Genomic DNA, 16,267 nt, shown 5'->3' with positions numbered 1-16,267 from the left:
GTTGAATAGCCCCTAGATTTGTGGACGCCTTCTTTCCTAAATTTGAGGACAGGAGGCGACGATGGGGAAAGCTAATTTCAGCGACGAGTTCAAGCGTGATGCGGTGGCCCAGATCACCGAGCGCGGCTACCGGGTGACCGAGGAGCGCGACATCCTAAAAAAAGCCACCGCGTATTTGACCTTTGGCCACTTCGTTCCGCCAGGGATGCAAAGTGAGATACGCGTTCGTTGCCGAGCATCGCACGCTGTTCCCGGTGCGCGCGATGTGCCGGTGTCTGCGCATCCAGCCCAGCGGCTTCTACGCCTGGTTGAAGAACCCGTTGAGCAGACGGGCGAAGGAAGATGCTCGGCAGACCGAGCTGCTCCGGCAGGCATGGGAAGACAGCGGCAAGGTCTATGGCTATCGCAAGCTGCATGACGACCTGCTCGATCAGGGCGAGACTTGCTGCCCGAACCGCGTGGCGCGTCTCGCCAGTCTGGCGGGTATTAAAGCGAGGATCGGCTACAAGCGCAGGCCGGGCAGCTATGGTGGCAAGCCATCCAGGGTGGTCGACAATACGCTGGCCCGCCAGTTCGATGTCGCGGCACCCGACAAGACATGGGTGACCGACATCACCTACATCAGGACGCAGGAGGGCTTTGCCTATCTGGCGGTGGTGATCGACCTTTACTCCCGCCGAGTGGTGGGCTGGTCGATGCAGAACCGCCAGATCACCGATCTGGTCCTGCAGGCACTGCTGATGGCGGTGTGGCGCAGGAAGCCGAAGAACACCGTGCTGATCCACTCGGATCAAGGATCGCAGTTTACCAGCATGGACTGGGCCTCGTTCCTGAAGGCGCACAACCTGGAGCACTCGATGAGCCGGCGTGGCAACTGCCATGACAACGCGGTGGTCGAGAGCTTCTTCAACCTGCTCAAGCGTGAACGCATCCGGCGACGGACCTATCGCTCACGAGACGAGGCCAGGCAGGATGTGTTCGATTACATCGAGATGTTCTACAACCCGATACGCAAGCATGTGAGGAACGGGATGCTGTCACCCGTAGAGTTCGAACGGCAGCAGATGATGAGCACCGAGGGCGTCTAGACAACTCGGGGCTATTCACAGTTCCGGCAGGTGATAAGCAATATGGTCGAAATGGAGGCGACCACGCTGGCGGTCATTCACGTTTTTTGGGCAACCTCCGCCATGCTTTTAATGGCCACGGCCCTCATCTGGCTCGCCCCGCGACCGACGAAATCGGGCGGCATGTCAATGGGGCATTGAATCGCGAAACGAGCTGCCGCGATAGTCATTTCGCCGACTTGGCCTCCACTAACGTGGCAATTGCCGCGGGAACAGAAGTGTCCTCAATTGTGGGAGGAATTTCAAAAGGCTCGCTGTTGACGATCTTGCGCAGCAAGTTGCGCAGAATCTTGCCGGAACGGGTTTTGGGCAATTGCGGCACAACATGGACTTTCTTCAGAGCCGCCAGCGCGCCGAGCTCGTCGCGCACGGCTTCAACTGTGCGGCTTGCCAGAGCCTCGTCGCCGTCGTGCCCGGTGCGGGCAGAGACAAAGGCAATCGGAATCATGCCTTTGATCGGATCATCGGCGCCAATTACAGCACATTCGGCAACGCCGTCCTGGCTCGCGACGATCTGTTCCATCTGACCGGTCGAAAGCCGGTGACCAGCGACATTGATGATGTCGTCGGTGCGCCCCATGATGTGGAGAAAGCCGTCGAGGTCGCGATAGCCGGCATCGCCCGTTTCATAGAAACCGGGAAAAGTCGCAAAATTCTTCTCATAGCCCGCCTTGTTGTTCCAAAGGGTCCGGAAGGCCCCAGGCGCTAGCGGCGCACGAATGACGACATTGCCGCTGTCGCCTTCGGCAACGGGCTTTCCGTGATCGTCCAGGATCGCGAACTCATAGCCCGGCACCGCCAAGCCGGCGCTGCCGCGCTTGCGGCGTCGATCACCCAGGCCAATGCAGGTGGCGATGGCGGGCCAGCCCAGCTCTGTTTGCCACCAATGGTCGATCACGGGCAGGCCGCTGTTCTGTTCAAGCCAGTCTATCGTATCGGGATCGGCGCGTTCGCCAGCCAGAAAGATTGCCTGGCATCGTCCGGTGCCGATCTGCCCGAGCAACCTTCCGTCAGGGTCTTCCTTGCGGATGGCGCGGATTGCGGTCGGCGCGGTGAAGAACGACTTCACGTGGTGACGGGCGATGATCCGCCAGAATGTCCCGGGGTCGGGTGTTCCGACCGGCTTGCCTTCGAACAGGACGGTTGTCGCTCCGACGAGCAAGGGTCCATAGACAATATAGCTGTGACCGACCACCCAGCCGACATCGGAAGCCGCCCAGAACGTGTCGCCGACTTCGATACCATAGATATTTTCCATGGACCAGGCCAGCGCCACAGCATTTCCGCCATTCTCGCGCACCACGCCTTTGGGCAGGCCAGTTGTTCCCGAAGTGTAGAGTACATACAGCGGATCGGTTGCCGCTACCGGAGCGCAGGGCGGTATTTCATCGCCAATGGTGCGTGTACGAAGTTCCATCCAATCGATATCGCGGTACGGGTTTAGCGTGGCGGCAACCTGTTCGCGCTGGAGGAGCACGACGTTCTGGACCGGGTGAGAGGTCAGCGCGATCGCCTCGTCCACCAATGGCTTGTAAGCGATCGTTCGTCCGCCTTCGATCCCACAAGAAGCGGTCAAGACAAGTTTCGGCGTGGCATCGTCGATGCGTTTGGCGAGTTCGAGTGGCGAAAAGCCGCCGAACACCACCGAATGAACCACACCGAGCCGGGCGCAGGCGAGCATGGCAAAGACGGTCTCCGGGACCATCGGCATGTAGATGACCACCCGATCTCCTTGCGCCACTCCCAGGTTCTTGAGCATTGCTGCCACCCGACCCGTTTGTTCGAGAAGTTCGGAATAGCTGTACCGCTTGATCGTCTTGGTGACCGGGCTGTCGTAAATCAGCGCAGTGGATCCGCCGCGACCTGCTGCCGCATGCCGGTCGAGACAATTATGGCAGGTGTTCAGCTTGCCGTCCGGGAACCATCCCTCAATATCATCAAATGCCACATTCGGGGGCGTGAACCAGTCGATGGCTTGGGCTGCCCGCCCCCAGAATTCGGCTGCGTTCTCGCTGGCTTCTTGCTGTGCCCTCTCAAGGCGGCGTATTGTTGCTGTGCCCTCTCAAGGCGGCGTATTGCGCCCTGCGACGATGGGTTTCCGGTTGAACTCATTTTTTGACTTTCCTCGACAACAGGATCGACGCGATTATGATCAGCGATCCAAGTACATGATATTGCTCAAACCTCTCTCCCAGGAGCGGTACAGCCATCAATACGCCAAACACCGCCGGAAGGTTCATGTAGATGCCGGCCCGCATCGATCCAATGAGGGCAACCGCCCGGTTGAACAAGGCATAGGAAACGAGTGAAGGAAAGATGCCAATGAACACCAGCGCACTTGCCGAGGTTAGCGAGAGAGCGGACGGGCCTTCGAGCAACAGGTGCAATGCGTAGGGGATGGCAAGCGAGACGATACCCGCCGCAAACAACACCACCAGCAGGCTCAGGTGATGCAGCTGGGGTGCCTTGCGCAAGGACGTCGCATAGGCGGCGTAGAGAAACACCGCGGCCAACGCTAGCAGATCGCCAGTGTTGAGCGCCTCGAGGCGCAGGTTCGCCAATTGCCCCTTGGTCATGAACCATGCGACGCCCAAGATCGACAGTCCGGCGCAGGCAAAATGGAGCAAGGCCACGCGTTCGCGGAAAATCACTGCCGGCATGACCAGCGTCATGATCGGCATGGTGGATTGGAGCAGCAGATTGTTTGTTGCCGTAGTCAGCTGGAGACTACTGTAGACGAGCAAGGAAAAGACCCCGACACCAAAGAACCCCAGCAATCCCAGGAAGGGCCAGGACCGGCGAATAGCCGGAAGGTCATCGCGAAGATGCGGCCAGGCGAATGGCAGGACACATGCCGCGGCGATAAGCCATCGCCAGAAGCCTATCGTCACTGGGGTCAGGTCGTCTCGAATCGCCCGACCGACAATCGGGTTCAATGCCCAAAAGAAACTTGCCAGGCACAGCAGCAGCGTCGGAGTGTGCCAAAAACTGGACACAATTCCGTGCCTGAAACGTCGGACGTGATCGACTGTCGACATTGCACTCTCACCCGGCACCGGGGACCGAAAGATACGGCTTGCATCCCACAAGTGCATTGCATATGGTGCATCGCGTTGCATGTATAGTGCGAATCGACTATGCAGTACTCAGACAAAAATGCATGGGAGCGATGTTATGAAAGGATCGTCGGCACTCGTCGACAACATCGGTGCGAGCCAGTCTCGCCGGGTGTTCTGGGATCAAGATGTCTATCAGCTGGAGCTGGAGCGGATATTCTCGCGATGCTGGCTCATGCTCGGACATGATTCGCTAGTTCCCAAACCGGGCGACTTCATTACTACGTACATGGCAGAAGACCGTGTCATCTTGTCGCGGCAGCCGGACGGTTCACTGAAGGCGTTCATCAATTCCTGCACTCACCGCGGCAACCAGATCTGTCATGCCGACAGCGGCAGCGCCAAGGCGTTCGTGTGCAATTATCATGGTTGGGTTTTCGGTCAGGATGGTTCGCTCGTCGATGTTCCGATGGAAGAGCGGTGCTATCACAGCGATCTCGACAAATCCAAGCTGGGGCTCGCGCCGATCCGGGTCGAAACTTACAAGGGCTTCATCTTCGGCTGCCATGATCCCGAAGCGCCCTCGCTTGAGGACTATTTGGGGGACTTCTGCTGGTACCTCGATACGATCTGGGATGGTCCGGACGGTGGTCTGGAACTGCTCGGGCCGCCGTTGAAGAGCACCCTCGCCTGCAATTGGAAAGTCCCGACCGAGAACTTCGTCGGCGATGGGTATCACGTGGGCTGGACGCATGCCGCCGCTCTCCAGATGATCGGGGGCGAGCTGGCTGGCCTATCGGGCAATCGCGCCGACATGCCGTTTGACGACCTTGGTCTGCAATTCACCATGCGGCATGGCCACGGGTTTGGCCTGATCGATAACGCGGCGACTGCGATCCACGTCAAGCGCGACGGGTACGTCAAATATCTCGAGGAGACGCGGGGCGGAATTCGCGAAAAATTCGGGCCGGAGCGCGAACGGCTTTATGTCGGTCACTGGAATACGTCGATCTTCCCAAACTGTTCGTTCCTCTACGGAACCAACACCTTCAAGATCTGGCATCCGCGCGGGCCGCATGAAATCGAGGTCTGGACCTATACCATGGTGCCGAAGAATGCCGACACCGAAACTAAGCGGTCGATCCAGCGCGAAGCGATCCGTTCATTTGGTACGGCGGGAACGCTCGAAAGCGACGATGGCGAAAACATGTCGTCGGCCACCTACAACAACAACGGTATCATCACCCGCAAGGGGTGGATGAATTCGAGCATGGGCAAGGACCGCGAAGGGCCGCACCCCGTCTATCCAGGAATTGTCGGGGTCAGCTTCATCGGCGAAACTTCGTATCGAGGCTTTTATCGTTTCTGGCAAGAAATGCTCGATGCGCCAGATTGGGCCGCCATCCGGGCCAATGACGATACCTGGGATGCAATGTGGACCAACCGTAATTTCTGGCCTGAACGTCTGTCGGCGAAGCAAGCCGAGCCGCAAGACTGATCCCGACAGCAATCTGGACCGCAAGATGACCGAAACACGCAAGCCCGTAGGCATGGAACTGCATCATGCCATCGTCAGTCACTATTCCGCCGAGGTGCGGATGTTGCAGAACCAGCAATATCGCGAATGGTTCGATACTGTAATCGCCGAAGATATCCATTACTGGATGCCAGTTTACGAACAGCGGTTCGCACGTGACCGCCGCCCGGATCCAACCCCGGGGGATGCCGCAATCTACAACGATGACTATGCCGAGCTGCAGCAGCGGGTCGACCGGTTGCTGACGGGTCAGGTATGGATGGAAGATCCGCCATCACGTATCCGCTATTTCGTCACCAATGTCGAAGCATTCGAAATTGCACCGTTTGAATTCGAGGTCTTCTCTAATGTTCTGGTGCACCGCAATCGCCGACAGAGCGAAGTTTACGTGCACACGCTGGGACGCGAAGACAAGCTGCGGAAAACAGACAGCGGCTTCAAGGTATTCAGCAGAAAGCTGAATATCGACGCGCGCGTCGTGCAGGACAAGAATCTCTATTTCTTTGTATAAGCAAATTCAATCAACTGGAAATCAGGAAACGGGAGAGCAAGAATGGACGCATACGCGGCAATTATCGAGCGTCAAGGCGGCGAATTCGTTCTGGATAACGTCTCTATCGAGGATCCGCGCGACGGCGAAGTGCTGGTCAAGGTTGCCGCAGCTGGCATGTGTCATACCGACCTGACGGTTCGCGATCAATATTACCCGACGCCGCTGCCGGCGGTGCTGGGCCATGAAGGTTCGGGCGTTGTCGAAAAGGTCGGACGTGGCGTCACCACTGTCAAGCCAGGCGACAAGGTCGTGCTCTCCTTCAGCTATTGCGGCACCTGTCCATCGTGCCTCAAGGGGCATCAGGCCTATTGTCCGAGCCTGTTCCCGCTCAATTTCATGGGCCGCCGCCTGGATGGTTCGACGCCGATTACCCGCAACGGCCAAGAGGTCAACGCCTGCTTCTTCGGGCAATCCTCGTTCGCGACCTATTCGATCGCGTCGGAAAACAACTGCGTCAAGGTTGCCGACGACGCACAGATCGAACTTTTGGGCCCACTGGGCTGCGGTATCCAGACCGGGGCGGGCAGCATCCTCAATGCGCTTTGTCCCGAACCTGGCTCCTCGATCGCGATCTTCGGGGTCGGGTCGGTCGGCCTCAGCGCAGTGATGGCCGCCAAGGCCTCGGGCTGCCTCAAGATCATCGCGGTTGACCGCAACGCAGACCGCTTGGAACTGGCGCGCGAACTGGGCGCCACCGATGTGATCGACGCCAACACGGTCAACGCTCAGGAAGCGATCGTCGCGATGACCGGTGGCGGCGCCGACTATGCCATGGATACCACCGCCATTCCAGCGGTGCTGCGCTCGGCGGTGGACAGCACGCACAACATGGGTGAAACCGCAGTGGTCGGCGGGGCGAAGCTGGGCACCGAATTTTCGCTAGACATGAACAACATGCTGTTTGGCCGCAAGTTGCGCGGCGTAGTCGAAGGATCGAGCACCCCGCAGGTCTTCATCCCGCAACTGATTGCGATGCAGGAAGCCGGGCTGTTCCCGTTCGAGAAGCTCTGCACCTTCTATGATCTCGACCAGATCAACCAGGCCGTCGAGGATACCGAAAAGACCGGCAAGGCGATCAAGGCTATTCTCAAAATGTAGGCCCACGGGGCGGTCACCAGGACTTCCAGCTGAAATGAAGAGCGTATTTTCCTTTGGTTCGGGCATTGGACCCGAAGGCGCGCTCGTGCTGGACAAACGCGTCCTTGGCGGGAAGGGCGCAAATCTTGCAGAAATGGCGCAAATCGGCCTTCCGGTCCCGCCGGGCTTCACTATTGCCACCGGCGAATGCCTCGCTTATCTTGACCACGGCAGAGCGTCACTTGATCGCATCCGCGATGAGGTTTCGGCTGCTTTGGGGCTGGTCGAACGGGCGACGGGCAAGACGTTCGGCAATCCTCGCGATCCCCTGCTGGTCTCGGTGCGTTCGGGCGCGCGGGTATCCATGCCGGGGATGATGGACACGATCCTGAACCTTGGCATCAATGATGCGACCGTAACCGGCCTGGGCCAGACCTCCGGGGATGAGCGGTTCGCGCTCGACAGTTATCGCCGCTTCATCCAGATGTATTCCAGTGTCGTGCTCGAAATCGAGCATGGTGTATTCGAGGCAGCCCTTGACCGCATCAAGGAAGATCGCGGCGTCGATGAGGATATCGATCTTCGAGTGGAGGATCTGCGCGGCGTGATCGCGACCTTCAAGGATCTCGTGCTTGCCCATCACGGCGCGGCCTTTCCTCAGGATGTACAGGAACAACTCTGGACGGCAATCGAGGCGGTGTTCCGCTCATGGGACTCACCGCGAGCCAAGGTCTACCGGCGCCTGAACGATATCCCCGGAGATTGGGGCACGGCGGTTAACGTCCAGGCCATGGTGTTCGGAAATCTTGGCGAGACTAGCGCTACCGGCGTCGCCTTTACCCGCAACCCTGCAACCGGCGAGAAGGCTTACTACGGCGAATGGCTGGCCAACGCCCAGGGTGAGGATGTTGTCGCCGGCATCCGCACGCCCCAGTATCTGACCAGGGCTGCCCGCGAAGCCGCAGGTGCGCGGCTTCCCTCAATGCAGGAAGCGATGCCGAAGGCCTATACCCAACTTGCTGAGGTGTTCGAACTGCTGGAGCGCCACTATCGCGACATGCAGGACATCGAATTCACAGTCGAACGCGGCAAGCTCTACCTCCTTCAGACCCGTTCGGGCAAGCGCACCGCCAAGGCCGCGCTCAAGATTGCCGTCGACATGGTCGAAGAGAGCCTGGTCGACGAAGTGACCGCGCTGCTCCGCCTCGACCCGGCCTCGCTCGACCAGTTGCTTCACCCCTCGCTCGATCCGAATGCCCCGCGGGTGCTGCTCGGAAAGGGTTTGCCTGCCTCGCCCGGGGCAGCCTCGGGAGGTGTGGTATTCGATGCGGAAACAGCGGCACGGTGGGCCGAATTGGGAGAGAAGGTCATCCTCGTCAGGCATGAAACGTCGCCTGACGACATCCATGGCATGCACGTCGCAACCGGCATCCTGACGGCGCGCGGCGGCATGACCAGCCACGCGGCCGTGGTCGCGCGGGGTATGGGCCGGCCATGCGTGGCGGGCAGCGCCAGTCTCAAGATCGACCCGGTCGCGCGGGTCGCCGAGATCGGCGGCCAGCGGCTCGAAGAGGGCGCATTCATCACGATCGACGGTTCGACCGGCGAAGTGTTCCTGGGCGAACTGCCGACGATCCTGCCCAATCTTTCGGGCGATTTCGCAACGGTGATGGCATGGGCTGACAAGCATCGCCGCCTGAAGATTCGGACCAACGCGGAAACCCCGCTCGATTGCGAAATGGCCCGCCGGTTCGGGGCCGAAGGGGTCGGGCTTTGCCGAACCGAGCACATGTTCTTCGATGAAAGCCGGATCCTCGCCATGCGGCAGATGATCCTGGCCGACAGCGAAAAGGAACGACGCTCCGCGCTCGACCAGCTATTGCCCGAACAGCGCGCCGACTTCCGCCGGATCTTCGAGATCATGGAAGGCTTGCCAGTCACCATCCGCCTCCTCGATCCGCCGCTGCACGAGTTTCTGCCGCATACGGATAGCGAACTCACCGAGCTTTCGCGAGCGATGGGTATTGACGTGGAGCAGGTTCGGCATCGCGCAATCGAATTGACGGAAACCAACCCCATGCTGGGGCATCGAGGCTGCCGACTGGGCGTGGTTTATCCCGAAATATACGAAATGCAGGCTCGCGCGATTTTCGAGGCTGCGCTCGAAGTCGCGGGCGAGGCGGGCATGGCGGTCTGTCCCGAAATCATGATCCCGCTGGTCGGATTGCCGCATGAACTGGAATCACTGAAGGATACCCTGTACAGGGTCGCTGAAGTCGTGTTCGCCGAAAAAGGCGAGCGGATCGCCTTTAGCGTTGGCACCATGATCGAGCTGCCGCGGGCAGCCCTGGTTGCCGACGAAATCGCTGCAAGCGGGGAATTCTTCTCGTTCGGAACCAATGATCTGACCCAGACTACGCTGGGGATCAGCCGCGACGATGCGGCGCGTTTCCTGGGTGCTTATGTGGAAAAAGGCATTATCGCCAAGGACCCGTTCGTCACCCTCGATATCGAAGGGGTCGGCAAGCTGATCGAAATGGCATCGCGCAAAGGGCGCGAAACCCGGCCCGACCTAAAACTGGGGATCTGCGGCGAGCACGGCGGCGATCCGGCCACGATCGCCTTCTGTGAGGAGATCGGGTTGGACTATGTCAGCGCATCGCCTTTCCGGGTGCCGATTGCCCGACTGGCTGCGGCCCAGGCGGCGCTGGCGCCTCTATGAACGGACGATGCAAGCTGAAATTCTGAACCAAATCGAGATGAGGTGCACCTAAAATGGAATATGATCGTAAGGATGCCAAGGCCTGGGCAACAAAGACCGTAAGGGGCTTCTATCAGTGTCCGATCACCCCGATGACCGCCGATTACAAGTTCGATGTGGACGGTATCCGCTACAACATCGATAAATATGTCGAAATGGGCGTAGATGGCTTGGCCGTCGGCGGGTTCATCGCCGAATGCTGGAACGTCTCAGCGTCAGACTGGTTTCGCTATCACGAGATCGTTGCCGAGGCGAATGCCGGGCGGCTCGATCTGTGGACCATCGTGCTCGATCCAAGCGTCTATACCGCGATCGAGAAGATGCAGTTCGTCGAGAAGCTCGGGTATAACGGGGCTGAGGTGATCAACCCGGTTGTGCAGCTCAAGCGCGACGACGAAATCTATTCCTGGTTCAAGTTCCTGACCGACCACACCGATCTGGCCGTCTGCCTCTACCGGACCCCGGTTTCGGGCACCGTGCTGAGCTGGGACCTGATGCGCCGCCTGGCCGATATCGAAACCGTGATCGGCGTCAAACAAGGTGCCATGAGCCGTGCCGAGACAATCAAGATCCGCCAGCTAATGCCTGAAGGCTTCAACACGATGGAGCCATTCGAATACTTCTTCCTCGACGATCTGCGTCTTGGCGGCACCGTTTGCTGGGGTGAATTGTCCTACATGCTGTACGGCAAGAAGCGCCATTTCGCCAAGGAATACATCCGCCTGGCGCATGAAGGAAAATGGGAGGAAGCGCGGGCCGCTTCCGATCAGCTCAGCGAAGTCCGCGAATTCTATCACGACAACTTCCTGTGGGATATCGCCCGCACCGCGACCTATGCCAGCGCACTTGCCAATGTGAAGGCCTGGTACGAAGCGATTGGCCTCAAGGCTGGCCCGATCCTGCCGCCGGTGGCTGATGTGACGCCGGAAAAGAAAGAGCAGATCAGGGCCAAGCTGGTCGAACTGGGCATTGCCTGAACCGAACCAACGGGAATCCCAAAGCATGTCCAAGCAATTGCATTTCTGTTTCCACGGCGCCGGCGGGCTAGGCTCGGTCATCGGCGGATTCCTGGCGCGCGGCGGCCACAAGGTCACGCTGATTGCGCGCAAGCCCCATGTCGAGGCGATCCGCCGGGATGGCCTGAGTATTTCGGGTGTGCGGGCGCAATTCGTCCAGCGCGAAAACCTCTTCGCGGTCGAAACGCCCGAGGAGGTTGAAGGCGACATCGACTATTACATCCTGCTGACCAAGGCCAAGGGTACCGATCAGGCGCTGGACGATGCGCAGGTGTTGGTCGATCGCACCGCTTGCGCGCTGACTTTGCAGAACGGCGTGGGCAAGGAAGGCAAACTCCAGGCCGCGTTTGGCAAGGACAAGGTGATCGGCGGCTCGATCATGGACGGGGCGACCCTGCTCGAACCGGGCAAGGCGCTCAATCACATGGCGGTTCCCGTCACCGCCTATTTCGGCGAGCTGGAAGGCGGGGAGAGCGAGCGCACGCGGATCATGGCCGAAGCGCTCGACGCTGCGGGCATGGGTTCGCGCTCAACTCCCGATATCGTCCATGTCCATTGGGAAAAAGTGGTTCAGGTCGGTGGAGCATCGTCGTGGAGCGCCAGTACGCTGGGCGCGCTTCCAAAGCTCGATTTTGTGGATGGTGTGGCGGTTCGCGAAGGCGCCGAACACTATGTCCACGTCGTCAAGGATCTGCTGGCGATCTACAAGGCACTTGGCTACGAACCGCAGAACTATTTCGCGCCTGTATCCAGATTGGTCGAGATTGACCGTGAAGGCTTTGAAGAGGCAGTGTCCGGTGTCATGGCGATGGGCACCAGATTCAAGCCGGAAAACCGTCCCGTCCGCACCTCGATGCATGACGATCTCGTAGCGGGCCGGCGGATGGAAGTTGACGAGGTCCTGGGGCCGCTCGCGGCGGCAGCGGAGCAACTGCAGGTTCCTGCGCCAGCCTTCCTCAGCGCCTATCGGGTGCTCAAGACTTTGAACAGCTATCTGTAGTGAAAGATTGACCATGAGGCGTTATTCTATCGCCAGCATTCCGGGAGATGGAATTGGCCGCGAGGTGGTGCCTGCCGCAATCGAGGTGCTGACGGCGGCAGCGGCCAAGTGCGGTTTCGTGCTCGAATTCCGGCACTTCGACTGGAGCTGCCAGACCTACCTCAAAACCGGCAAGATGATGCCCGATGACGGGCTAGACCGGTTGCGCGATCATGATGCGGTGTTCCTCGGCGCGGTCGGCTTTCCCGGGGTACCCGATCATATCTCGCTGTGGGGGCTGCTGCTGCCGATCCGGCGCGAGTTCGAGCAGTACGTCAATCTGCGTCCGGTGCGGCTGCTGCCGGGCATCGCTTCGCCCCTGCGCGACAAGGCTCCTGGCGACATCGATTTCTGGGTGGTGCGCGAAAACTCGGAAGGCGAATATTCCCAGATCGGCGGTCGGACCGGGACCGGCGAGAACGAAATCGTCGTCCAGCAGGCGATCTTCACCCGCCGGGGCACCGACCGCATCCTGCGCTATGCCTTCGACTTCGCTCGGCGGAGCGGGCGCAGGCATGTGACCAGCGCGACGAAGTCCAATGGACTCTATCATTCGATGCCGTTCTGGGACGAGCGCTTTGCCGCGATCGGCGCCGAATACCCCGATGTTGCCGCCGATCAGTATCATGTCGATATTCTCGCCGCACGCTTTGTGATATCGCCCGAACGGTTCAATGTGGTGGTTGGTTCGAACCTTTTTGGTGATATCCTTTCCGATCTGGGGCCGGGAATCACTGGCACCATCGCTGTGGCTCCTTCTGCTAACCTCAACCCCGAACGGCGGTTCCCTTCGATGTTCGAGCCGGTCCACGGGTCTGCCCCGGACATCGCCGGGCAGGGCATCGCCAATCCGATCGGCCAGATCTGGTCGGGTGCCATGATGTTGGAGCACTTGGGCGAAGACGAAGCCGCCGCGCTGGTGATGCGCGCGCTCGAAGCCTCGCTCATTGCTCCTGATATTGAAAAGACCCCCGATCTTGGCGGAAACGGGACAACCGCCGGATTTGCAGAGGCAATCCGCACCAAGTTGCTGGGATTCTAGCCTGAAGGCTGGCGATCCTGGCCATGACGAAAGGAAACAGAGTGATGGCTGCTTATTTCATCGGATCGATCAAGTCGCACGACGAAGCCTGGGTGGCAGACTATATGGCCGCGGTTCCGGCGCTGGTCGGACGGCACGGCGGGGAAATGGTCTGCCGTTCGCACGAGTTCGTCCGTTATGAGGGCGAGGGAGCCGCACCTGACTATGTCGTGGTGATCCGGTTTCCTTCGATGGAGGCGATCGACGCCTTCATGAACGATCCAGACTATGCGCCGCACAAGGATGCGCGCATCGCCTGCGCCACATCGGATATCTTCGCGATCGCCTGAGGAGGCCGCCATGAAGGTTCTGCGCATTTTCCTGATCGCCGTGGGGATCTGGTATCTCTGCAATCTCGTGCTGCTCTGGCCTCCGGTCTACGGCGGGGCGCTGCCGTTGATCTACCCTGGGATCGCGCTGGGGCAGGGGACGCCGATGTTCGGCCTGTTGCTCGACGCATGGCTGATCGTCGGCGTCCAGTTGGCCGCGATCGGCGTCGTGGCACTATGGGGTGCTCGCGACCCGATGCATTACCGCGCGCTCGTCCCGGTGATCGTGCTGACCGAGTTGGTCGGTTCGGCCTGGGACATCTATAGCATTGTCTGGAGCGGTGAGGCTTTGTGGGTCGGGTTGACGACCTTGGTAGCGCACGCAGTGATTGTCGCGGGCGCTTGGTTTGCCGTGCGCGCGGTTGAGCGGGAAACCGCCGGATCAGTCAAGGCGTAGTCCACGGGCGCGCAACCGCGCAATAACATCGTCTGCCGCAGGGCAGGGCAGCCCTGCCTGCCGGGCGAAACGAGGAATCGCGCCGGTGAGGTGAGCGAATTCCGAAGGTCTGCCGCTTTCGAGATCGCGCTGCAGCGAACTGGTGACGTCGGGTGGAAAGCGGCCGATGAAGTCCAGCTTCTCGTATATGCAATCGGGCGGCAATTCGATGCCCAACGCCGCTGCGATCCGTTCGACCTCGGCCATGGCCTCGCGCAAAAGCGCGCTGGCCTGGGGATGGCCCAGCACCTGACCGACCTTCAGGCCGAACGCCGGGGCCACCGCGCCGATCGTCGCGGCCATCAGGAACTTGTCCCACAACGCTGGGCGCATGTCGCCTGTCAGAGTGGTGGGGACCCCAGCGGCTATAAGGTCGCCCGCAAGGATTGCCGAGGCCTGTCCGGCAGCCGGGTCGGTTGCGCGATCGGCGACCGGGCCGGCCAGCAGCGTGGCGGGGACGCCGGTGTGGCGCACGATCCCGTCTTCAAGCTCGAAGAAGCCGTGCATGCGTGCGCCAAGCACGACAGCGCGGGGCAGGGCGGCCTGGGCGATGCCGGGTGCTTCGACCCCATTCTGCACCGTCAGCAGCGTGAAGCGGCTTCCGCGCAGTGGTTCGAGCAGGGCAAGCGCGGATTCGATCTGAAACGTCTTGGTTGCCAGGATGGCATGATCCGGCGGCGTTGCGGGATCGCATGCTGCGGACACCGGCACACGCACTTGCCGCTCGGCCCCGCCTTCGGACAGCAGCACGCCCGTGTTTCGCAAGACCTCGAGCCGCGCTCCTCGGGCGATCAGCAGAACTTCATGCCCGGCGTTGTGCAACCGCGTGCTCAGGAAACTGCCGATTGCCCCGGCGCCGATGATGACAAACCGGCTCACCGCATTAGGCGAAGAAGCGGTTGTCCGGGCGCGGCAGGCCTAGATGGTCGCGCAGCGTTTCGCCTTCGTATTCGGTGCGGAAGAGGCCGCGCGCCTGCAGTTCCGGCACGACCTTGCCGGTGAAGTCTTCCAGACCTTCGGGCAGATAAGGGAACATGGTGGTGAAGCCGTCGCAGGCGCCCTGCTCAAGCCAGTGCTGCATTTCATCGGCGATGGTCTTGGCGGTGCCGACAAAGGCCAGCCCGCCATAGCTGCCGGCCTTGGCGGCGAGTTGCCGGATCGTCAGATTCTCCGCCTGAGCCAGTTCGATCATGAACCGCCGCGAACTTTTGCTGGCGTTGGATTCGGGGATGTCGGGCAGGGGGCCATCGGGATCGAAGCTCGATACGTCGTGACCCAGCATGCCGGACAGTGAATGGATGCCGCTGTCGTAGTGGACCAGGCTGTCCAGTTTCGCGCGCTTCGCGTGGGCTTCCTCGACGGTGTCTCCAACAACCAGGAATACGGCCGGCATGATCTTGATGTGATTGGGATTGCGTCCTACCGTCGCCGCCCGCCCTTTGACGTCGTCGTAATAGGCTTTGCTGCCTTCCAGCGTCGATTCCGCAGCAAATACGGCTTCGGCGGTTTCGGCAGCGAGCTGGCGGCCCGGGTCCGAGGCACCGGCCTGGAAGATGACCGGCCAGCCTTGAACCGGACGGGCGATGTTAAGCGGCCCGGTGACCGAGAAATGCTCGCCCTTGTGGTTCAGCGCACGCATCCGGGCGGGGTCGAAATAGATGCCCTTTGCTGCGTCCATAACGAAGGCATCGTCGGCGAAACTGTCCCACAGCCCGGTCACCACGTCATGAAACTCGCGGGCGCGGTGATAGCGCGCGGCGTGATCTGGCTGGGTCTCTAGGCCGAAGTTGCGGCTGCTGTCCGGATTCGAAGTGGTCACCACGTTCCAGCCGGTCCGCCCGCCGCTGATGTGATCGAGAGAGGCAAAGCGGCGCGCGACATGGAACGGCTCTTCGTAAGTGGTCGAGGCCGTTGCGACGAGGCCGATTCGCTCAGTCACCCCGGCCAGTGCGGAAAGCAACGTGAATGGCTCGAACGAGGTCACAGTGTGGCTGCGCATCAGCGCCTGGCGTGGCAGGTTGAGCACGCCGAGGTGATCAGCCATGAAGAAATAATCGAACTTGGCAGCTTCCAGGCTGCGGATGAAGCGCTGGATCGCTTTGAGGCTGAAGTTCGCGTCGCGGATCGCCCCGGGATAACGCCATGCCCCGGTGTGAATGCTGACCGGACGCATGAACGCGCCGAGGTGAAGTTGCTTGGCCATCAGTGCGTTTCCCGGTCTGGAGGTACGGCCGGACCATACCGAACGGTCCGGC

13 protein-coding genes and 1 pseudogene are annotated in these 16,267 nt (G+C 60.5%); 10 read left to right on the top strand and 4 right to left on the bottom strand.

Features of this window, described 5'->3' with window-relative positions; translation table 11 throughout:
- The first annotated feature begins 61 nt into the window (after window positions 1–61).
- Window positions 62–1,088, top strand: a pseudogene (locus A9D15_RS04905) (IS3 family transposase).
- Window positions 1,089–1,293: 205 nt separating this feature from the next.
- On the opposite strand, the gene A9D15_RS04900 reads toward A9D15_RS04905, so the two are convergent.
- Together A9D15_RS04900 and A9D15_RS04895 are read right to left on the bottom strand one after the other, a co-directional pair.
- The gene (locus A9D15_RS04900; RefSeq protein ID WP_066762462.1) at window positions 1,294–3,174 is read right to left on the bottom strand and encodes an AMP-binding protein; all 1,881 of its coding nucleotides are present in this window, start codon (window positions 3,172–3,174) and stop codon (window positions 1,294–1,296) included.
- A 61-nt stretch (window positions 3,175–3,235) separates the two neighbouring features.
- Window positions 3,236–4,165 carry a DMT family transporter gene (locus A9D15_RS04895; protein ID WP_066762459.1) on the bottom strand — a complete coding sequence of 310 codons (930 nt, stop codon included), beginning with the start codon at window positions 4,163–4,165 and terminating at the stop codon, window positions 3,236–3,238.
- A gap of 79 nt (window positions 4,166–4,244) precedes the next feature.
- Between A9D15_RS04895 and A9D15_RS04890 the strand changes: the two genes are divergently transcribed.
- Genes A9D15_RS04890 through A9D15_RS04850 form a run of 9 tightly spaced genes read left to right on the top strand, consistent with a single transcriptional unit; the run spans window position 4,245 to window position 13,973 of the window.
- A complete protein-coding gene (locus A9D15_RS04890; RefSeq protein WP_229660416.1) occupies window positions 4,245–5,681 on the top strand; it encodes an aromatic ring-hydroxylating oxygenase subunit alpha in 1,437 nt (478 codons plus the stop codon).
- A 25-nt stretch (window positions 5,682–5,706) separates the two neighbouring features.
- Window positions 5,707–6,231, top strand: coding sequence for an aromatic-ring-hydroxylating dioxygenase subunit beta (locus A9D15_RS04885; protein WP_066762449.1), 525 nt, complete (start codon window positions 5,707–5,709; stop codon window positions 6,229–6,231).
- A 42-nt stretch (window positions 6,232–6,273) separates the two neighbouring features.
- Entirely contained in the window at window positions 6,274–7,371 is a 1,098-nt protein-coding gene (locus A9D15_RS04880; protein ID WP_066762443.1) for an NAD(P)-dependent alcohol dehydrogenase, read from the top strand.
- 34 nt (window positions 7,372–7,405) lie between these two features.
- The gene (gene ppdK, locus A9D15_RS04875; RefSeq protein WP_066762438.1) at window positions 7,406–10,072 is read left to right on the top strand and encodes a pyruvate, phosphate dikinase; all 2,667 of its coding nucleotides are present in this window, start codon (window positions 7,406–7,408) and stop codon (window positions 10,070–10,072) included.
- 53 nt (window positions 10,073–10,125) lie between these two features.
- Complete coding sequence (locus A9D15_RS04870) at window positions 10,126–11,088, top strand: dihydrodipicolinate synthase family protein (protein ID WP_066762435.1); 963 nt, start codon at window positions 10,126–10,128, stop codon at window positions 11,086–11,088.
- A 25-nt stretch (window positions 11,089–11,113) separates the two neighbouring features.
- Window positions 11,114–12,127, top strand: a complete 1,014-nt coding sequence (locus A9D15_RS04865) for a ketopantoate reductase family protein (protein ID WP_066762432.1) — start codon at window positions 11,114–11,116, stop codon at window positions 12,125–12,127.
- 13 nt (window positions 12,128–12,140) lie between these two features.
- The gene (locus tag A9D15_RS04860; RefSeq protein ID WP_066762429.1) at window positions 12,141–13,208 is read left to right on the top strand and encodes a tartrate dehydrogenase; all 1,068 of its coding nucleotides are present in this window, start codon (window positions 12,141–12,143) and stop codon (window positions 13,206–13,208) included.
- A gap of 44 nt (window positions 13,209–13,252) precedes the next feature.
- On the top strand, window positions 13,253–13,537 hold the full coding sequence (locus tag A9D15_RS04855; RefSeq protein ID WP_066762426.1) for a DUF1330 domain-containing protein: 285 nt from the start codon (window positions 13,253–13,255) through the stop codon (window positions 13,535–13,537).
- Between the two features lie 10 nt (window positions 13,538–13,547).
- Complete coding sequence (locus A9D15_RS04850; RefSeq protein WP_066762424.1) at window positions 13,548–13,973, top strand: BphX family protein; 426 nt, start codon at window positions 13,548–13,550, stop codon at window positions 13,971–13,973.
- Here the strand turns inward: A9D15_RS04850 and A9D15_RS04845 are convergent.
- Together A9D15_RS04845 and A9D15_RS04840 are read right to left on the bottom strand one after the other, a co-directional pair.
- Window positions 13,959–14,891 carry a 2-dehydropantoate 2-reductase gene (locus tag A9D15_RS04845; RefSeq protein WP_066762421.1) on the bottom strand — a complete coding sequence of 311 codons (933 nt, stop codon included), beginning with the start codon at window positions 14,889–14,891 and terminating at the stop codon, window positions 13,959–13,961. The genes A9D15_RS04850 and A9D15_RS04845 overlap by 15 nt on opposite strands.
- 4 nt (window positions 14,892–14,895) lie before the next feature.
- Window positions 14,896–16,215 carry an LLM class flavin-dependent oxidoreductase gene (locus tag A9D15_RS04840; protein WP_066762419.1) on the bottom strand — a complete coding sequence of 440 codons (1,320 nt, stop codon included), beginning with the start codon at window positions 16,213–16,215 and terminating at the stop codon, window positions 14,896–14,898.
- Between the last annotated feature and the right edge of the window lie 52 nt (window positions 16,216–16,267).

Origin of the sequence: Croceicoccus pelagius (assembly GCF_001661915.1) — a bacterium.
Classification (GTDB): domain Bacteria; phylum Pseudomonadota; class Alphaproteobacteria; order Sphingomonadales; family Sphingomonadaceae; genus Croceicoccus; species Croceicoccus pelagius.
The sequence above is the reverse complement of the archived record's forward strand: the minus strand, read 5'-3'. Positions and strand labels throughout refer to the sequence as shown.

Excerpts from the sequence above, each read along its gene's own strand:
- A9D15_RS04895 (WP_066762459.1), bottom strand. The coding sequence starts at position 4,165 with ATGTCGACAGTCGATCACGTCCGACGTTTCAGGCACGGAATTGTGTCC.
- A9D15_RS04890 (WP_229660416.1), top strand. The coding sequence starts at position 4,245 with ATGTATAGTGCGAATCGACTATGCAGTACTCAGACAAAAATGCATGGG.
- A9D15_RS04885 (WP_066762449.1), top strand. The coding sequence starts at position 5,707 with ATGACCGAAACACGCAAGCCCGTAGGCATGGAACTGCATCATGCCATC.
- A9D15_RS04880 (WP_066762443.1), top strand. The coding sequence starts at position 6,274 with ATGGACGCATACGCGGCAATTATCGAGCGTCAAGGCGGCGAATTCGTT.
- ppdK (WP_066762438.1), top strand. The coding sequence starts at position 7,406 with ATGAAGAGCGTATTTTCCTTTGGTTCGGGCATTGGACCCGAAGGCGCG.
- A9D15_RS04870 (WP_066762435.1), top strand. The coding sequence starts at position 10,126 with ATGGAATATGATCGTAAGGATGCCAAGGCCTGGGCAACAAAGACCGTA.
- A9D15_RS04865 (WP_066762432.1), top strand. The coding sequence starts at position 11,114 with ATGTCCAAGCAATTGCATTTCTGTTTCCACGGCGCCGGCGGGCTAGGC.
- A9D15_RS04860 (WP_066762429.1), top strand. The coding sequence starts at position 12,141 with ATGAGGCGTTATTCTATCGCCAGCATTCCGGGAGATGGAATTGGCCGC.
- A9D15_RS04855 (WP_066762426.1), top strand. The coding sequence starts at position 13,253 with ATGGCTGCTTATTTCATCGGATCGATCAAGTCGCACGACGAAGCCTGG.
- A9D15_RS04850 (WP_066762424.1), top strand. The coding sequence starts at position 13,548 with ATGAAGGTTCTGCGCATTTTCCTGATCGCCGTGGGGATCTGGTATCTC.
- A9D15_RS04840 (WP_066762419.1), bottom strand. The coding sequence starts at position 16,215 with ATGGCCAAGCAACTTCACCTCGGCGCGTTCATGCGTCCGGTCAGCATT.